Source organism: Clavibacter zhangzhiyongii, from assembly GCF_014775655.1.
In the GTDB taxonomy this organism is placed as follows: domain Bacteria; phylum Actinomycetota; class Actinomycetes; order Actinomycetales; family Microbacteriaceae; genus Clavibacter; species Clavibacter zhangzhiyongii.
The window spans coordinates 2129472-2146323 of the sequence record NZ_CP061274.1 but is presented as its reverse complement, the minus strand read 5'-3'; the positions used below and the strand labels follow the sequence as shown (position 1 = coordinate 2146323).

The following is a 16852-nucleotide window of genomic DNA, read 5'->3' as shown; positions in this document are numbered from 1 at the left end:
ATGGCCGATCGCACCGCATCGGGCGCCACCGGGGCACCGCGCGTCTGGCGCGCGGGCGACTCCCCGGCGAGCCCCTGGAACGTCGCGAACGTCCTCACGATCGTGCGGATCCTGCTGGCCCCCGTCTTCGTCGTCCTCCTCGCCGCGGACGACGGCGCGGACGGCCCGCTCCGCTACGCCGCCGCGGTGCTCTTCATCGTCGCCATCGCGACCGACGGCGTGGACGGGCACATCGCGCGCAGCCGCAACCTGGTCACCGACCTCGGCAAGCTCCTCGACCCCATCGCCGACAAGGTGCTCACGGGCGCGGCGCTCGTGATGCTGTCGGTGCTCGGCGAGCTGCCCTGGTGGGTGACCATCGTGATCCTCGTGCGCGAGCTGGGCATCACGGCGTACCGCTTCGCCGTGCTCCGCGACCGCGTCGTCGCGGCGTCCCGCGGCGGCAAGGCGAAGACCGTCGCGCAGGCGGTGGCCATCAGCGTGGCCCTGCTCCCGCTCTGGGGCGTCGTGGGGGACGGCATGCACGTCGTGAACACGGTGCTCATGTCGATCGCGTTCCTCCTCACGGTCCTCTCCGGCCTCGACTACATGCGGCAGGCGCTTCGGGCGGAGCGCGCGTCGTGAGCGCCGCCGTCGCGCCCACGGACGAGCAGCTCGCCGAGCGCGTCATCGCGGCGCTCGTCGCGACGGGACGCCGGCTGGCCGTCGCCGAGTCGCTGACCGGCGGGCTCCTCACGGCCGCCCTCGTGGGCGTGCCCGGCGCGTCGCGGGCGCTCTCGGGCGGCATCGTCTCCTACGACACCGCGCTCAAGCGCACGATCCTCGGAGTGGAGTCCTCGATCCTCGCGGTCCACGGCGCCGTCCACCCGGACGTCGCGCGGCAGATGGCGCGCGGCGTGCGTCAGGCCTGCGCGGTCGACGGCCGCCCCGCCGACGTCGGCGTGTCCACGACGGGCGCCGCGGGGCCGGATCCCCAGGACGGCCAGCAGCCGGGGACCGCGTTCGTCGGTCTGTCGCTCGACGGCGACTCGCGCGCGGTCGCGCTGCACCTCGAGGGCGACCGCCAGCAGGTGCGCGCGGGCGTCGTCCACGAGGCCCTCGCGGCCCTCGTCGAGGCGCTCGATCCCGGCGGGAACATCTGACGCGGATCCCGCGTTGTCGTAATCAGGTTCACAAGCAACGCCCAGTGCCCCTGCTTAGCCTGGGTCCTCGGCCAGATGCTCACGCATCAGCCCCGGACCTCCGGTTCGATCAGGCACCAGGCGCAACGAGGAGGGTCCCGTGGTTCTAGTCCGTCAGGAGATCGGCGACGTCCTTCGGGACTTCCGCCTGCAGAAGGGGCGCACGCTCCGTCAGGTCGCCAGCAAGGCCAGCGTCGCGCTCGGCTACCTCAGCGAGGTCGAGCGGGGGCAGAAGGAGGCGTCGAGCGAGATCCTCGCGTCGGTCGCCGATGCGCTAGACACGCCCATCTCGGTCATCATGCGCGAGGTCGGCGACCGGCTCGCCGTCATCGAGGGGCTCAACCCCATCCCCGACACCATCCCGGACGACCTCGTCGCCGGCTTCGACAGCGACCTCGTCGCGCGCTGAGCCACCCGGCCCACGACCTCCCGCCTCGCCCCGCCCGTCCTCGTGACGGGCGGGGCGTCGTCGTCACGGGCCCGCGCTCGGGGCGAGGCGTCCGGCGCAGCGGGTAGCGTGAGGGCATGCGACTGAGCGAGTTCCAGCGGGCCGTCTCCGACGAGTTCGGCGCCGGCTACGGGCCGGTCCTCGTCGCGGACCTCGTGCTCGGCGAGCTCGGCGGCCGCACGTGCGCGCAGGCGCTGAAGGACGGCACGCCCGCCCGCGAGGTGTGGCTGGCCCTGTGCCGCGCGCAGGACGTGCCGCGGTCGCGCTGGAACGGCGCCGGCGTGCCCGAGCCGCGTCCCTGACGCCCGGCCGCCGCTGATCGACCCGGATCCGGTCGCCCTCTGCGGCGCGTCGTTCGAATATCCCTTCGAACGCGCGTAGTCTCCCCACAGGAGCGATTCGAAGCGCGGACTGCACAGGTCCGGCCCCTCCGGCAGCGATGTCGGCGGCGCCGCATAACGTGCACCTCGCGGAGATCACCCGTCGCCTTGTCGGCGCCGGACCCGCGGCCAGCGGGAGCGGAGCGACAGCCTGCAGGCAACCCACCTTCGACACGAGGAGCACCCCATGGCATCATCGGCAGACCGCGAGAAGTCCCTCGAGACCGCGCTCGCACAGATCGACCGGCAGTTCGGCAAGGGCTCGGTCATGCGCCTGGGCAGCGACGAGCGCGCCCCCGTCGCCGTCATCCCCACCGGCTCCGTCGCGCTGGACGTCGCGCTCGGCATCGGCGGCCTCCCGCGCGGACGCATCGTCGAGATCTACGGCCCGGAGTCCTCGGGCAAGACCACGCTCACGCTGCACGCGATCGCCAACGCGCAGCGCGCCGGCGGCATCGCGGCGTTCATCGACGCAGAGCACGCGCTCGACCCGGAGTACGCGAAGAAGCTCGGCGTCGACATCGACGCGCTCCTCGTCTCCCAGCCCGACACGGGTGAGCAGGCCCTCGAGATCGCCGACATGCTCGTGCGCTCCGGGTCCATCGACCTCGTCGTCATCGACTCCGTGGCGGCGCTCGTGCCGCGCGCCGAGATCGAGGGCGAGATGGGCGACTCGCACGTCGGCCTCCAGGCCCGGCTCATGTCGCAGGCGCTCCGCAAGCTCACCGGCGGGCTCAACCAGACGCAGACCACCATGATCTTCATCAACCAGCTCCGCGAGAAGATCGGCGTCTTCTTCGGCAGCCCCGAGACCACCGCGGGCGGCAAAGCGCTGAAGTTCTACGCGTCGGTCCGTCTCGACATCCGTCGCATCGAGACGCTGAAGGACGGCACCGATGCGGTCGGCAACCGCACGCGCGTCAAGGTCGTGAAGAACAAGATGGCGCCGCCCTTCAAGCAGGCGGAGTTCGACATCCTCTACGGCACGGGCATCAGCCGCGAGGGCAGCCTCATCGACTTCGGCGTCGAGCACGAGATCGTCCGCAAGTCCGGCGCCTGGTACACGTACGACGGCGACCAGCTGGGCCAGGGCAAGGAGAACTCGCGCAAGCACCTCCTCAACAACCCGGAGATCGCCGCCGAGATCGAGCAGAAGATCAAGGTCAAGCTCGGCCTCGTGAAGGACCCGAACGCGGAGGCCGTCGCGGCCGATGCGGCTCCGGCTCCCGTCGCCGCCGTGGCGCCCAAGGCGTCCGCGCGCAAGAGCGCCTGACCCGGCGCACGACCGGCGGGGCGCGTCGGATGACGCGCCCCGCCCTCCGCACGACACCGGCCCGACGCCGCGATGCACGCACCGTGCCATCCGCGTCGGCCACCTGAGGACGGAAGCACCATGGTCAGATTCCCCTCCGAGGACGAGCAGGGCACGGGCCCCGGCCCCGACGAGGTCGCGCCCGTCGCGTCCCTCGCCGACCGGCGGTCCCGCCGCGCCGCCTCACGCCCGTCGGAGCCGCCGCAGGCTCCGGTCGACGAGCCGGCCGCTCCGCGTGCCGAACCCACGCACCCGGCCCGGGGACGCACGGTCACCGAGGTCGACGGCATCGTCACCATCGGCGCCGCCGTGGACGCGTCCGAGGCGGGCCGGGCGCTGGCCGCCCAGGAGCGCATCGCCGAGGCCCGGCGCGTCCTGGCCGTGGCGGAGGCGCAGGCCGCGCGGGGAGCCGCCGATGCCGCGACCGGCTCGTGGACGGAGGCCGCCGTCGCCGAGCCCGAGCCTGCGGCGGACGAGACGCCCGCCGCATGGCGCGAGGAGCGCGAGCGTGCCGAGCGCGCCCGCGCCAAGGCCGAGCAGGACGAGGCCTACCGCCAGGACATGCTGCGGCTCGAGGAGGACCGCGTCGAGGACGAGCGGCGCGAGGCGGAGGCCGAGGAGGAGCGCGCAGCCGAGCGGACGCCCGAGCGTCAACGGCGCCGTGCCGACAACGTGCTCGCCAACCGACTCCGTGGACGAGGGCTGTCCCTCGCGGAGGCTCGCGAGGTGCTCGCGGGGGCGGAGATCGATCCCGACATCGCCGAGGAGACGCTCGCCCGCTACGTCTCGCTGCAGTACATCGACGAGGCCGCGCTCGCGGAGCAGATCCTGCACACGCACCTCGACCGCAAGGGCCTCGGCCGTCGCTCCGTCGAGATGGAGATGCGCCGGCGCAAGCTCGACCCCCTCGTCATCGAGGAAGCCATGGCCGAGCAGCCGGACGACGAGCTCGCGCGCGCCACCGAGGTCGCCATGAAGCGCGTGGGGCAGCTGTCCTCCTACGACGACGAGACGGCCGAGCGGAGGCTCACGTCGTTCCTCATGCGGCGCGGCTACGGCGGCCAGGTCGTCCGGGACGCGGCGAAGGCCGCGCTGGCGACGCGTCGCGGATCCTCGCGGGTGCGGTTCCGCTGAGCCGCCGGACGGGGAGGGCGAGAGTCGGCCGCACGTAGGATTGGCGCATCATGAGCACCGTCGCCGAGTCCGTCCGAGTCGCCGTCCCGCCGTCCGCCGAACGCCCGCGCACCTACGAGGTGCGCACCTACGGCTGCCAGATGAATGTGCACGACTCCGAGCGGCTCACGGGCTCGTTGGAGGCGGCGGGCTACGTCTCCGCAGAGGGCGCCGAGGCCGACATCGTCGTCATCAACACGTGCGCCGTCCGCGAGAACGCGGACAACAAGCTCTACGGCAACCTCGGCCACCTCGCGGGCGTGAAGCGCCGGCACGAGGGCATGCAGATCGCCGTCGGCGGCTGCCTCGCGCAGAAGGACCGCGCCACCGTCCTCGAGAAGGCGCCGTGGGTGGACGTCGTCTTCGGCACGCACAACATGGGTGCGCTGCCGGCTCTCCTCGATCGCGCGCGCCACAACGGTGAGGCGCAGATGGAGATCCTCGAGAGCCTCGAGACCTTCCCGTCGACCCTGCCCACGAAGCGCGACGAGATCGCGAGCGGCTGGGTCTCCATCTCGGTCGGGTGCAACAACACCTGCACGTTCTGCATCGTGCCGGCGCTCCGCGGCAAGGAGAAGGACCGCCGACCGGGCGACATCCTCGCCGAGATCCAAGCCCTCGTCGACGACGGCGCGGTCGAGGTCACGCTGCTCGGCCAGAACGTCAACTCCTACGGCGTCGAGTTCGGCGACCGGCAGGCGTTCGGCAAGCTGCTGCGCGCCGCGGGCGCCATCGAGGGCCTCGAGCGCATCCGCTTCACCAGCCCGCACCCGGCCGCCTTCACGGACGACGTCATCGACGCCATGGCGGAGACGCCCGCCGTCATGCCGCAGCTGCACATGCCGCTGCAGTCCGGCTCCGACCGGATCCTCAAGGCCATGCGGCGGTCCTACCGGTCGGAGCGCTTCCTCGGCATCCTCGACCGGGTGCGCACGCGCATCCCCGACGCCGCCATCACGACCGACATCATCGTCGGCTTCCCGGGCGAGACCGAGGAGGACTTCCAGGAGACCCTCCGCGTGGTCGAGGCGTCCCGCTTCGCGTCGGCGTTCACGTTCCAGTACTCCATCCGCCCGGGCACGCCGGCCGCGACGATGGACGAGCAGGTGCCGGCCGCCGTGGTCAAGGACCGCTACGCGCGGCTCGCCGCGCTGCAGGAGCGCATCAGCCACGAGGAGAACCAGCGCACGGTCGGCCGCACGGTCGAGGTGCTCGTGAGCGCGCACGAGGGACGCAAGGACGGCGACACCCATCGCGTCACCGGGAGGGCGCGCGACGGCCGGCTCGTCCACCTGGAGGTGCCCGCCGGGAGCGCGGTGCCGCGACCGGGAGACGCGGTCGAGGTCGAGATCACGCGCGCGGCGCCCTTCCACCTCATCGCCGACTCCACGGACCAGGCGCCGCTGAGGATCCGCCGCACCCGCGCGGGCGACGCCTTCGACCGCGCCCAGGCCGACTCCTGCGGCGTCCCGGCACCGGCGGGCGCCGCCGCGTCCGGAGGCGCACCCCGCGTCTCGCTGGGCCTGCCCTCGCTCCGCGTGCAGGCGCCCACGCGCTCCGACCTCGCGGGGGAAGCCCCCTCGTCGCACCCCCGCCACCGGGCGTGACCCCGATCATCGCGGTCGTCGGCGCCACCGGCACCGGCAAGTCGTCGCTGTCCCTCGACCTCGCGGACCGCCTGCGCGCCGACGGCCGGGCGGTCGAGATCGTCAACGCCGACGCCATGCAGCTGTACCGCGGCATGGACATCGGCACGGCCAAGCTCGCTGAGGCAGCGCGGCGCGGCGTGGCGCACCACCTGCTCGACGTGCTCGACGTCACGGAGGAGTCCACCGTCGCCGCGTATCAGCAGGAGGCGCGGCGGGTCATCGCCGACATCCTCGATCGCGGAGCCGTCCCCCTCCTCGTCGGCGGATCCGGGCTCTACGTCTCGTCCGTGCTCTTCGACTACGAGTTCCCCGGCACGGATCCGGAGGTGCGCGAGCGCCTCGAGCGGGAGCTGCAGGAGACCGGGCCGGGCATGCTGCACCGTCGCCTCCGGGAGCTCGACCCGGCCGCGGCGCAGCGCATCGGCGCGCACAACGGCCGACGCCTCGTCCGCGCGCTCGAGGTCGTCGAGCTGACGGGACCGCAGCCGGAGCGTGAGACGGCCGAGCCGCGCGCGTGGCATCCGGCGCGGATCCTGGCGCTCACGCTGCCGCGCGAGGAGCTCGTGCCGCGGCTCGACGACCGCGTGGGCGGCATGTGGGCCGACGGGCTCGTCTCCGAGGTCGCCGGTCTGCTGCCCCGGGGACTGGCGGACGGCGTCACGGCTTCGCGGGCGATCGGCTACGCGCAGGCCGCCCGCCAGATCGCGGGGGAGCTGACCGAGGCCGAGGCCGTGGAGGAGACGCGCGCCCTCACGCGGAGGTACGCGCGCCGGCAGGTGTCGTGGTTCGGCCGCTACGCCGACGCCGTGCGGCTCGACGCGCGCGACGACCGCCTCCTGGAGCACGCCCTCGACGCCCTCCCCGCGGCGCGCCCGTAGGCTGACCGCATGGCAGACCTGCAGTTCACCAAGGGCCAGGGCACGGGCAACGACTTCGTGCTGTTCGCGGATCCCGCGGGCGAGATCGACCTGACCGACACCCAGGTGCAGGCGCTCTGCGACCGCCACTTCGGCATCGGCGCCGACGGCACCATCCGCGCCGTGCTCTCCAGCCGCATCCCGGAGGGCCGCGCGGCCCTCGACGAGGACCCGGACGCGGAGTGGTTCATGGACTACCGCAACGTCGACGGCAGCCCCGCCGAGATGTGCGGCAACGGCATCCGCGTGTTCACGCTGTTCCTCATCGAGAACGGCCTCATCGAGCTGCCGCCGGGACGCACCGTCCCGATCGGCACGCGCGCCGGCGTCCGCGACGTGCAGCGCAGCGGATCCGGGTTCCAGGTCGACCTCGGCCGCTGGGCCCTCGCGGGCGGCGAGCCGCTCGTGCGCGCTAAGGACCTCCAGGTCGCGCGGCCGGGGCTCGGCATCGACGTCGGCAACCCGCACGTGGTCGTGGCGCTCTCCAGCGAGGACGAGCTCGCCGAGGCGGACCTCGCGTTCGTCCCGCATCTGGACCCCGAGCCCGCCGAGGGCGCGAACGTCGAGCTCGTCGTCCCCGCCGATCCGCTGGTGGTCGACGGCGTCGGCCACATCTCGATGCGCGTGCACGAGCGCGGCAGCGGCGAGACGCTGAGCTGCGGCACCGGCGCCGCGGCGGCCGCCCTCGCGACGCGGCACTGGGCGGGAGCCGCCGCGCCGCACCAGTGGCGCGTGCAGCTCCCGGGCGGCGTGCTCGGCGTGCGGATGTTCCCCACCGAGGACGGCGAGCACGTCGGCCTCTCCGGTCCGGCGGAGCTGGTCTTCGACGGCGTGGTCGCGCTGGCCTGACCGGGGCGTCGGGCGCGGGCGGTCGGCGCAGCGCCGGCCCGGCGCCCGTCACCCGGTCGGCGAGGTGCGGAGGCGGTCTAGGAGCCGGCGCCGTCCGCCGCGCGATGCACGCGCAGCACCCGGAAGCCCTTGTCCGACGCGGCGCGCGTCGTCGCGAGCTCCTCGGGCAGGGTGTCGACGAGCCAGCGCTGCAGCGAGTCGGATCCGAGGTTCCGCTGCACCACGAGCCACGCGTCGGCGTCGACGGCGAGGCGGGGCAGCCAGTCGAGCAGGATGCCGTGCAGCGCGTCCTTGCCGACGCGGATGGGCGGGTTCGACCACACGGTGGCGAACGAGAGCCCGGCGGGAACATCCCCGGGCAGCACGGCGTTGAGGTTCTCGAGACCGAGGGACCGGGCATTCGCCCGCGTCAGCTCGAGAGCACGCTCGTTCACGTCGACCGCCCACACGGTGGCCGACGGCGACCGCATCGCCAGATCGAGCGCCACCGGACCCCAGCCGCAGCCCACGTCCAGCAGGTGACCCTCACGGGGAGGCGTCGGGACGCTGCGCAGCAGGACCAGGGTCCCCTGGTCGACGTGCTCGGGGCTGAACACGCCGCCCGCGGTCTCGACGTCGACCGTCCGTCCGCCCAGCTCGACCGTGATCGTGCGGGTGCGCAGGGGTCCGGCCGGCGCCGAGGAGAAGTAATGCGCGTCGGCCATGACCGGGACGATACCGGACGCCGAGGCTACGATGGGAGCACATGATCACGCACGACGAGCACGACCACGAGTCCACGGACACGACGACGACGTCCACCGAGAGCACCATCGGGGATGACGTCGTCGCGCGCGTCCTCGCCCGGGCCGAGAACCGGTCCGCCGGCTACGCCCTCTTCCGCGGATCCGGCGCGCAGGCGCTGTCCGCGTCCCCCGACACCGAGCAGGGGTCCGACGGCGACCAGAGCGAGCGCGCCGACCGCCAGGCGCTGCGTCGCGTCGCCGGGCTCTCGACCGAGCTCGAGGACGTCACCGAGGTCGAGTACCGGCAGCTGCGCCTCGAGAACGTCGTCCTCATCGGCGTGTACTCGCAGGGCTCGGTCGACGACGCCGAGAACAGCATGCGCGAGCTCGCGGCCCTGGCCGAGACGGCGGGCGCCGTGGTGCTCGACGGCCTCCTCCAGCGCCGTCCCACCCCGGACCCCAGCACCTACTTCGGCAGCGGCAAGGCGGAGGAGCTGCGTGCCCTCGTGGCCGCGGTCGGCGCGGACACCGTCATCGCCGACACCGAGCTCGCGCCCAGCCAGCGGCGCGCGCTCGAGGACGTGGTGAAGGTCAAGGTCATCGACCGCACGGCCGTGATCCTCGACATCTTCAGCCAGCACGCCAAGAGCCGCGAGGGCAAGGCGCAGGTCGAGCTCGCGCAGCTGCAGTACCTGCTGCCGCGTCTGCGCGGATGGGGCGACTCGATGTCGCGCCAGGCCGGTGGCCAGGTCGGCGGCGCGGGTGCCGGCATGGGATCCCGCGGACCCGGTGAGACGAAGATCGAGCTCGACCGCCGCCGCATCAACACGCGCATGGCCAAGCTCCGGAAGCAGATCGCCGGGATGAAGCCGGCTCGCGACACGAAGCGCGCCAACCGCGAGCGGAACGCGGTCCCGTCCGTCGCGATCGTCGGCTACACCAACGCCGGCAAGTCGTCGCTCCTCAATCGGGTGACCAAGGCGGGCGTGCTCGTCGAGAACGCCCTGTTCGCGACCCTCGACGCCACGGTCCGCAAGACGGAGACCGACCAGGGGCAGCTCTACACGCTGGCCGACACCGTCGGCTTCGTCCGCAACCTCCCGCACCAGCTGGTCGAGGCGTTCCGGTCGACGCTCGAGGAGCTCGCCGACTCCGACGTGCTCGTGCACGTGGTGGACGCCTCGCACCCGGACCCCGCGGCCCAGCTCGCGACCGTGCACGAGGTCATCGCGGAGGTGGACGGCTCGGACATCCCCGAGATCGTCGTCTTCAACAAGAGCGACCTCGCGTCCGACGACGATCGCGTGGTGCTCCGCGGACTGGCGCCGCAGGGCGTCTTCGTCTCCGCCCGCACGGGCGAGGGCGTCGACGAGCTGCGCCGCCGCATCGCCGAGCTGCTCCCGCAGCCGACCATCGAGGTCGACCTGCTCGTGCCGTTCGAGCACGGCGAGGTCGTCGCGATGCTGCACGACGGCGCGAAGGTGCTCGAGACCTCGTACGTCGAGGAGGGCACGCGCGTCCGGGCGCTCGTCACCGCCGAGCAGGAGGCGCAGGTCCAGGCCTACGCGGTGGCGCCCGCGGTCTGATCCGCCCCGCGCCCCGCGCACGAGAGCGGCCGGCCCCCTGGGGGACCGGCCGCTCTCGTGCGTCGTGCGGGGATCAGACCGAGCGCATGACCGCCACGACCTTGCCGACGACCTCGGCGAAGTCGCCGAGGATCGGCTCGAAGGCGCTGTTGCGCGGGAGCAGCCAGGTGTGGCCGTCGCGCTGGCGGAAGACCTTGACGGTGGCCTCGTCGTCGAGCATGGCCGCGACGATGTCACCGTTCTCGGCCGTCTTCTGCTGGCGGACGACGACCCAGTCGCCGTCGCAGATGGCCGCGTCGATCATCGAGTCGCCGACGACGCGCAGCATGAAGAGGTCGCCCTTGCCCACGAGCTGGCGGGGGAGGGGGAAGACCTCCTCGACCATCTGCTCCGCGGTGATGGGGATGCCCGCCGCGATGCGGCCGACCATCGGCACCATGGCGGCGTCGCCCACGGGCGTCGACGGCTCGCCGCTCTCCGTGGCGCCGCTGCCGGGCAGGTCGATGAGGACCTCGAGCGCGCGCGGCCGGTTCGGGTCGCGGCGGAGGTAGCCGGACAGCTCGAGCTGGTTGAGCTGGTGCGTGACGCTGGACAGCGAGGCGAGGCCGACGGCATCGCCGATCTCGCGCATGCTCGGCGGGTAGCCCTGGCCGGCGATCGTGCGCTGGATGAACTCCAGGATCGAGATCTGCTTGTCGCTGAGGCTCTTGCGGCGCCTCGTCGCGCCGCCTCCCGCTGCTCGCTCGTCCGTCATGCCACGGCCCGCCTCTCGTCGCCGACGCCTCGGGCGGCTCGTCGACCCGGCGGGCCGACGCCCTCGCGGGGCGATGTCGGTGGTGCCCGGTGGAATGGACACCAGGCACTCGAAACTGTATCCAGCCCGCGCACCTCGTACAAACACCTGTTCGAGCGTGTCGCGGGTCCGGAGGCCGGATCGGGGCGATCAGGGCTTGCGGAGGGCTGGTTTCGAATGTATGTTCGGAACACAGCTTCGCACCCGGCTCTCCCGGCCGAGAGCCGGGTGCGAGCTGCCCGACCCGCATCGCATGCCGTACCGCACTGCACCGCCGGGCGCGTCGCATCGACGCCCCACCGTCTCGCACGAGAGGTCACCATGAACACCGCAGCAGCACACACCGCGTCCGTCACCGACGTCGCAGCGTCCGCCGCCCCCGTCAGGGAGGTCGCCGTCGCGCCCCGCACGCGCCTGCGCATCACGCGCCGCGGCCGCCTCGTCCTCACGGCGCTCGTCGCCGCGCCGCTCGCGCTGGGCGCCGGGCTCGTCGCCCTCAACGGCGGCGCGGCCGTCGCGTCGAAGGACGCCTCGGGCACGGCCTTCGAGTACGTCACCGTGTCGAGCGGTCAGTCCCTGTGGGACCTGGCAGAGGAGATCGCGCCGTCCGCAGATCCGCGCGACGTCATCGCGTCCGTCGTCGACCTGAACCGCCTGCCCACGTCGGACGTCGCCGCGGGCCAGCAGCTCGCGGTCCCGGCGCAGTACACGCGCTGATCCCGTCCCGAGGTCGTCCGCGCGCGGCATGCTGCGTGACGGTGGGCGGCGTGCGCCTCGCCCCCGGTGGCGGCCGGGAGCGAGGCCGGGCGTCGCCGGTCGGTCGGTAGCATGGAACCCATGAGCACCCTCGCGCGCACCGCGCACGTCACGCGGCAGACCAGCGAGTCCAGCATCGACCTCCAGCTCGACCTCGACGGCACCGGCGCCTCCGAGATCAGCACGTCCGTGCCGTTCTACGACCACATGCTCACCGCGTTCGCGAAGCACTCGCTCACCGACCTGAAGGTCACCGCCACGGGTGACACGCACATCGACGTGCACCACACGGTCGAGGACGTCGGCATCGTCCTCGGTCAGGCCATCCGCCAGGCGCTCGGCGACAAGTCCGGCATCGCGCGGTTCGGCGACGCGCTGGTGCCGCTCGACGAGGCCCTCGTCCAGTCGGTCGTCGACATCTCCGGTCGGCCATTCCTGGTCCACTCGGGCGAGCCTGCCGGCTTCGAGATGCACCTCATCGGCGGCCACTTCACGGGATCCATGGTCCGCCACGTGTTCGAGGCCATCACCTTCCACGCGGGCCTCACCGTGCACGTCACGGTGCTCGGAGGGCGCGACCCGCACCACATCGCGGAGGCGGAGTTCAAGTCGTTCGCGCGCGCGTTCCGCCAGGCCAAGGAGCTCGACCCGCGGGTGTCCGGCATCCCCTCCACCAAGGGCGCGCTGTGACGCGGCCGTCCGTCGTCGTCCTCGACTACGGGAGCGGCAACGTCCACTCCGCCGTGAAGGCGCTCGAGCTGGCCGGCGCCGACGTCGAGCTCACCGGCGATCCGAAGCGCGCCCACGAGGCCGACGGACTGCTGGTCCCCGGCGTCGGCGCGTTCTCCGCGGTCATGACGGCCCTGCGCGCCGCGGGCGGCGACCGCGTGGTCGACCGGCGACTCGCCGGCGGCCGCCCGGTGCTCGGCATCTGCGTCGGCATGCAGGTCATGTTCGACCGGGGCGTCGAGCGCGACGTCGACGTCGCGGGCCTGGGGGAGTGGCCCGGCACCGTCGACCGCCTCGAGTCCGACGTGCTCCCGCACATGGGCTGGAACCGCGTGGACGCCCCCGAGGGGTCGGCGCTGTTCGCGGGCCTCGAGGACGAGCGCTTCTACTTCGTCCACTCGTACGCCGCGCGCGCATGGGGCATCGACCCGCTGCCGCCGCTGCCCGCGCCCCGTGTCACGTGGGCCACCCACGGCGAGCGGTTCGTCGCGGCCGTCGAGAACGGCCCGCTCTCCGCGACGCAGTTCCACCCCGAGAAGTCGGGGACGGCAGGGATCCGGCTGCTCGCCAACTGGCTCGGCACCCTGCGCGCCGCCTGACCCGCACCACCCGCACGCGCCGTCGTCGACGGTCCGCACGTCCGCATGCCCGATCGATGGAAGGCCCCATGAGCGAGTTCACCAGCACCCCCCGCCTGACCCTCCTGCCCGCCGTCGACGTGGCGGGCGGCCAGGCCGTGCGCCTCACCCAGGGCGCGGCCGGCACCGAGACCGGCTACGGCGATCCCGTGGACGCGGCCCGCGACTGGGCCGAGCAGGGCGCCGAGTGGCTGCACCTCGTCGACCTCGACGCCGCGTTCGGCCGCGGTGACAACCTGCAGGTCATCTCCCGCGTGATCCGGGCCATCGACGGCGTGCAGATCGAGCTGTCCGGCGGCATCCGCGACGACCGCTCGCTCGACGTGGCGCTCGAGAGCGGTGCGACGCGCATCAACCTCGGCACGGCGGCGCTCGAGAACCCCGAGTGGGCCGCCAGCGTCATCGCGCAGCACGGCGAGGCCGTGGCGGTCGGGCTCGACGTCCGTGGGCGCACACTGTCCGCGCGCGGATGGACGAAGGACGGCGGCGACATCTGGGAGGTGCTCGAGCGCCTCGAGGAGGCCGGCTGCGCGCGCTACGTCGTGACCGACGTCACCAAGGACGGCACGCTCCAGGGTCCGAACCTCGACCTGCTCCGCGACGTGCTCGAGCGCACCGAGCGCCCGGTCGTCGCGTCCGGCGGCATCTCGAGCCTCGACGACATCGCCGCGCTCCGCGAGCTCGTGCCGCTCGGCCTCGAGGGCGCCATCGTCGGCAAGGCCCTCTACGCGGGCGCGTTCACGCTCGGCCAGGCGCTCGACGTCGCCGGGGAGTGATGACGGGCTCCACGCCGCACGCCGACTCCGCCGGCACGCCCTGGGCCGGCCGGTCGTTCGAGCCGACCGCGTTCCCCGGTGACGACGGATCCGCGCCGCCGGCCCTGTCCGACGCGCTCGCCCGCCACGGACGCGGGGAGGTCGGCCCGGCGGCCGTCGTCGACGCGCTGCGCGACGCCCGGCTGCTCATCCCGCTCGTCGCGCGCCTCGGCGAGGAGGGCGAGGGCGAGCACGGCCTGAAGGTCGACAAGAGCGCCGAGCTGTCGATCATCACCGTGGCCGGTCCGGACGGGCGCACCGTCATGCCGGTGTTCACGTCGGTGCAGGCGATGGGCCGGTGGAACCCCGCCGCGCGTCCCGTGCCGGCAGACGCCGTGCGCGTCGCCCTGGCGGCGGCGAGCGAGGAGACCGACCTCGTGGTGCTGGATCCGATGTCCGAGACGGAGTTCGTCCTCCGCCGTCCCGCGGTCTGGGCGGTCGCGCGGTCGCTGCCGTGGATCCCGAGCCCGGAGGACCCCGAGGTGGCCGCGGCGCTCGAGGCGAGCGTCGTCGAGGAGCCCGCCGTGGTGGGGCTCCGCACCGCGCCGGGCGATCCCCGCGCGCGCCTCGAGGGCCCCGAGCTGATGATCACGCTGGCGCTCGTCGACGGCCTCGACCGCGCGGCGCTCGACGCGCTGCTCGCCCGGCTGCAGGCGGACTGGTCGCGGAGCGCGGTGCTGGCCGACCGCGTCGACAGCATGGGCCTCCGGATCACCTCCGCCGGCTGAGCCGCGGAGCGCCGGGCGATGGGGCGCCGGGCAGTGGGGCGCCGGGCGTCGGCGGCGTCCTAGGAGACGGGCCCGGTGTACTTCTCGCCCGGGCCCTTGCCCACGGCGTCGGGGTACGGGGACGCCTCGCGGAACGCGAGCTGCAGGCTGCGCAGGCCGTCGCGCAGGCTCCGGGCGTGCTGGTCGCCGAGCTCCGGGGAGGCCGCGGTGACGAGACCCGCGAGGGAGATGATCAGCTTCCGCGCCTCGGCGAGGTCCGTCTGCGTGGCGGGGTCGTCGGCGAGCCCGCACTTCACGGCGGCGGCGCTCATGAGGTGGACGGCCGTGGTCGTGATGACCTCGACGGCCGAGACCTCGGCGATGTCCCGCGCGTACTGGTCGGCGACGAAGTCCGCGGTGTCGTCGTCGGCGACGCCCGCGGACGAGGGAGCGGCGGCATCGGCCGTCCCGGTGGGCTCCTCGAAGCGGTGCACGTGCGCGTCGGCGGGATCGGGGAGCGCGGAGTCGGGGCGGGGCGAGTCGGTCATGGGGGTCCTCAAGCTGGCGGTCGGTGCGGGCGGCGGCGGAGCGGCGGGACCCGGGCGACGCCCGCCCTTCCGGGGCGGTGCCGGCGTCTGCTATGCTGATCGACGGCTCCGGGGCTGTCACAGTCCCGGTTCGAAAGAGGATTGATCTCCCACCCGCGCTTGACCGCCTCCATAGGTTACCGGGTCGATTTCGCTCCCCCGTCCGTACGGCTCCCCCGCGGGAATCGCGCAGGACGGGAGCCCCGCATCCGCGGGCACGGGCGTGTTGCCGAGTACGACGAACGCGTCGCACCCTGGTGAAGAACCCTCCTCGTCTCGAATCCGAGCGGCTCCACGAGCCGCCGGGCCACCCGAAGACACGAATAGGAGCAGTCCATCAGCGATCCCCGTACCAACGATCGAATCCGAGTTCCCGAGGTTCGCCTCGTTGGCCCAGCAGGCGAGCAGGTCGGCGTCGTATCCATCGACGTCGCACTCCGGCTCGCGCAGGAAGCCGACCTCGACCTCGTCGAGGTCGCGCCCAATTCCAAGCCCCCCGTGGCGAAGATCATGGACTACGGCAAGTTCAAGTACGAGGCCGCGCAGAAGGCCAAGGAAGCGCGTCGCAACCAGGCGAACACCATCCTCAAGGAGGTGCGCTTCCGCCTGAAGATCGACAAGCACGACTACGAGACCAAGCGCAAGCGCGCCGAGGGCTTCCTGCAGGACGGCGACAAGGTCAAGGCCATGATCCTGTTCCGCGGGCGCGAGCAGTCGCGTCCCGACCAGGGCGTGCGCCTGCTCAAGATGTTCGCGGAGGACGTCGCCGAGTTCGGCAGCGTCGAGTCCACCCCCACGATCGACGGCCGCAACATGGTCATGGTCATCGGACCGCACAAGAACAAGTCCGAGGCCAAGGCCGAGGCCAACGCGAAGCGCGACGCCACCAAGGCGAGCGCACGAGAAGCGAGAGAAGAGAACAATGCCTAAGCAGAAGACCCACTCGGGTGCCAAGAAGCGTTTCAAGGTCACCGGCAGCGGCAAGATCATGAAGCAGCAGGCCGGCATGCGCCACAACCTCGAGGTCAAGTCCTCCAAGCGCAAGGCGCGACTCAACCAGGACCAGCCCCTGGCCAAGGCCGACATGAAGGTCGCCAAGAAGCTCCTCGGCCGCTAGGCCCCTCGTCGTCCGCGACACCTGAACTCGAATAGGAATAACTGAAATGGCAAGAGTCAAGAGGGCCGTCAACGCCCACAAGAAGCGTCGGGTCATCCTCGAGCGCGCCGCCGGCTACCGCGGGCAGCGCTCGCGCCTGTACCGCAAGGCCAAGGAGCAGGTCACCCACTCCCTCGTCTACGCGTACCGCGACCGCCGTGCCAAGAAGGGCGAGTTCCGCCGCCTCTGGATCCAGCGCATCAACGCCGCCGCGCGTGCGAACGGCCTCACGTACAACCGCCTCATCCAGGGCCTCTCGCTCGCCGGCGTCCAGGTCGACCGTCGCATCCTCGCCGAGCTCGCCGTGCACGAGCCCGCGACCTTCGCGTCGCTCGTGCAGACGGCCAAGGCCGCCCTGCCCGCGAACACCTCGGCCCCCAAGGTCGCGGCGAACGCGTAGCACCCCCGCACCACCGCCGACGGCGCGTCCCCGACAGGGGGCGCGCCGTTA

Annotated in this window: 21 protein-coding genes; 18 read left to right on the top strand and 3 right to left on the bottom strand. The window is 72.9% G+C overall.

Features of this window, described 5'->3' with window-relative positions; all coding sequences use genetic code 11:
• The 9 genes from pgsA to dapF all read left to right on the top strand — a co-directional run bounded on the left by pgsA (nucleotide 1) and on the right by dapF (nucleotide 7909).
• Entirely contained in the window at nucleotides 1-624 is a 624-nt protein-coding gene (gene pgsA, locus H9X71_RS10190; protein WP_191146984.1) for a CDP-diacylglycerol--glycerol-3-phosphate 3-phosphatidyltransferase, read from the top strand.
• Nucleotides 621-1142: a CinA family protein gene (locus H9X71_RS10185; RefSeq protein ID WP_191146983.1), complete on the top strand. Its 522-nt coding sequence runs from the start codon at nucleotides 621-623 to the stop codon at nucleotides 1140-1142. Before pgsA ends, H9X71_RS10185 begins: the two co-directional genes overlap by 4 nt.
• 139 nt (nucleotides 1143-1281) lie before the next feature.
• Entirely contained in the window at nucleotides 1282-1590 is a 309-nt protein-coding gene (locus H9X71_RS10180) for a helix-turn-helix domain-containing protein (protein ID WP_012298599.1), read from the top strand.
• 116 nt (nucleotides 1591-1706) lie between these two features.
• Nucleotides 1707-1931 carry a DUF3046 domain-containing protein gene (locus H9X71_RS10175; protein WP_191146982.1) on the top strand — a complete coding sequence of 75 codons (225 nt, stop codon included), beginning with the start codon at nucleotides 1707-1709 and terminating at the stop codon, nucleotides 1929-1931.
• A 265-nt stretch (nucleotides 1932-2196) separates the two neighbouring features.
• On the top strand, nucleotides 2197-3282 hold the full coding sequence (gene recA, locus H9X71_RS10170; protein ID WP_191146981.1) for a recombinase RecA: 1086 nt from the start codon (nucleotides 2197-2199) through the stop codon (nucleotides 3280-3282).
• Between the two features lie 120 nt (nucleotides 3283-3402).
• The gene (locus tag H9X71_RS14935) at nucleotides 3403-4455 is read left to right on the top strand and encodes a regulatory protein RecX (protein ID WP_244961559.1); all 1053 of its coding nucleotides are present in this window, start codon (nucleotides 3403-3405) and stop codon (nucleotides 4453-4455) included.
• Between the two features lie 50 nt (nucleotides 4456-4505).
• Nucleotides 4506-6101, top strand: coding sequence for a tRNA (N6-isopentenyl adenosine(37)-C2)-methylthiotransferase MiaB (miaB, locus tag H9X71_RS10160; RefSeq protein WP_191146980.1), 1596 nt, complete (start codon nucleotides 4506-4508; stop codon nucleotides 6099-6101).
• Nucleotides 6098-7021 carry a tRNA (adenosine(37)-N6)-dimethylallyltransferase MiaA gene (gene miaA / locus H9X71_RS10155; RefSeq protein ID WP_191146979.1) on the top strand — a complete coding sequence of 308 codons (924 nt, stop codon included), beginning with the start codon at nucleotides 6098-6100 and terminating at the stop codon, nucleotides 7019-7021. The genes miaB and miaA overlap by 4 nt, the downstream gene beginning before the upstream one ends.
• A 9-nt stretch (nucleotides 7022-7030) precedes the next feature.
• Nucleotides 7031-7909: a diaminopimelate epimerase gene (gene dapF / locus H9X71_RS10150; protein WP_191146978.1), complete on the top strand. Its 879-nt coding sequence runs from the start codon at nucleotides 7031-7033 to the stop codon at nucleotides 7907-7909.
• A 77-nt stretch (nucleotides 7910-7986) separates the two neighbouring features.
• On the opposite strand, the gene H9X71_RS10145 is transcribed toward dapF, so the two are convergent.
• Nucleotides 7987-8613, bottom strand: a complete 627-nt coding sequence (locus tag H9X71_RS10145; protein ID WP_191146977.1) for a class I SAM-dependent methyltransferase — start codon at nucleotides 8611-8613, stop codon at nucleotides 7987-7989.
• Between the two features lie 41 nt (nucleotides 8614-8654).
• On the opposite strand from H9X71_RS10145, the gene hflX reads away from it, so the two are divergent.
• Nucleotides 8655-10220: a GTPase HflX gene (gene hflX / locus H9X71_RS10140; RefSeq protein ID WP_191146976.1), complete on the top strand. Its 1566-nt coding sequence runs from the start codon at nucleotides 8655-8657 to the stop codon at nucleotides 10218-10220.
• 73 nt (nucleotides 10221-10293) lie between these two features.
• On the opposite strand, the gene lexA is transcribed toward hflX, so the two are convergent.
• A complete protein-coding gene (gene lexA / locus H9X71_RS10135; protein ID WP_191146975.1) occupies nucleotides 10294-10974 on the bottom strand; it encodes a transcriptional repressor LexA in 681 nt (226 codons plus the stop codon).
• 360 nt (nucleotides 10975-11334) lie between these two features.
• On the opposite strand from lexA, the gene H9X71_RS10130 reads away from it, so the two are divergent.
• From H9X71_RS10130 to H9X71_RS10110, 5 genes are all read left to right on the top strand, one after another.
• On the top strand, nucleotides 11335-11730 hold the full coding sequence (locus H9X71_RS10130; protein WP_191146974.1) for a hypothetical protein: 396 nt from the start codon (nucleotides 11335-11337) through the stop codon (nucleotides 11728-11730).
• 120 nt (nucleotides 11731-11850) lie between these two features.
• Nucleotides 11851-12459: an imidazoleglycerol-phosphate dehydratase HisB gene (gene hisB, locus H9X71_RS10125; protein WP_191146973.1), complete on the top strand. Its 609-nt coding sequence runs from the start codon at nucleotides 11851-11853 to the stop codon at nucleotides 12457-12459.
• Entirely contained in the window at nucleotides 12456-13097 is a 642-nt protein-coding gene (hisH, locus tag H9X71_RS10120; protein ID WP_191146972.1) for an imidazole glycerol phosphate synthase subunit HisH, read from the top strand. The genes hisB and hisH overlap by 4 nt, the downstream gene beginning before the upstream one ends.
• A gap of 68 nt (nucleotides 13098-13165) precedes the next feature.
• Nucleotides 13166-13912 carry a bifunctional 1-(5-phosphoribosyl)-5-((5-phosphoribosylamino)methylideneamino)imidazole-4-carboxamide isomerase/phosphoribosylanthranilate isomerase PriA gene (priA, locus tag H9X71_RS10115; protein ID WP_191146971.1) on the top strand — a complete coding sequence of 249 codons (747 nt, stop codon included), beginning with the start codon at nucleotides 13166-13168 and terminating at the stop codon, nucleotides 13910-13912.
• Nucleotides 13912-14679 (top strand): SseB family protein, encoded by a 768-nt coding sequence (locus H9X71_RS10110; RefSeq protein ID WP_191146970.1) that lies wholly within the window; start codon nucleotides 13912-13914, stop codon nucleotides 14677-14679. Before priA ends, H9X71_RS10110 begins: the two co-directional genes overlap by 1 nt.
• A gap of 59 nt (nucleotides 14680-14738) precedes the next feature.
• Here the strand turns inward: H9X71_RS10110 and H9X71_RS10105 are convergent, their stop codons facing one another.
• Nucleotides 14739-15206 (bottom strand): DUF1844 domain-containing protein, encoded by a 468-nt coding sequence (locus H9X71_RS10105; RefSeq protein WP_191146969.1) that lies wholly within the window; start codon nucleotides 15204-15206, stop codon nucleotides 14739-14741.
• A gap of 375 nt (nucleotides 15207-15581) precedes the next feature.
• Here H9X71_RS10105 and infC point away from each other — a divergent pair, with 375 nt between their 5' ends.
• Genes infC through rplT form a run of 3 tightly spaced genes read left to right on the top strand, consistent with a single transcriptional unit; the run spans nucleotide 15582 to nucleotide 16801 of the window.
• Nucleotides 15582-16175, top strand: a complete 594-nt coding sequence (gene infC, locus H9X71_RS10100; RefSeq protein ID WP_015490649.1) for a translation initiation factor IF-3 — start codon at nucleotides 15582-15584, stop codon at nucleotides 16173-16175.
• Nucleotides 16168-16362: a 50S ribosomal protein L35 gene (gene rpmI / locus H9X71_RS10095; RefSeq protein ID WP_012298616.1), complete on the top strand. Its 195-nt coding sequence runs from the start codon at nucleotides 16168-16170 to the stop codon at nucleotides 16360-16362. The genes infC and rpmI overlap by 8 nt, the downstream gene beginning before the upstream one ends.
• Nucleotides 16363-16408: 46 nt before the next feature.
• Nucleotides 16409-16801 carry a 50S ribosomal protein L20 gene (rplT, locus tag H9X71_RS10090; RefSeq protein WP_012038696.1) on the top strand — a complete coding sequence of 131 codons (393 nt, stop codon included), beginning with the start codon at nucleotides 16409-16411 and terminating at the stop codon, nucleotides 16799-16801.
• Nucleotides 16802-16852 lie beyond the last annotated feature (51 nt).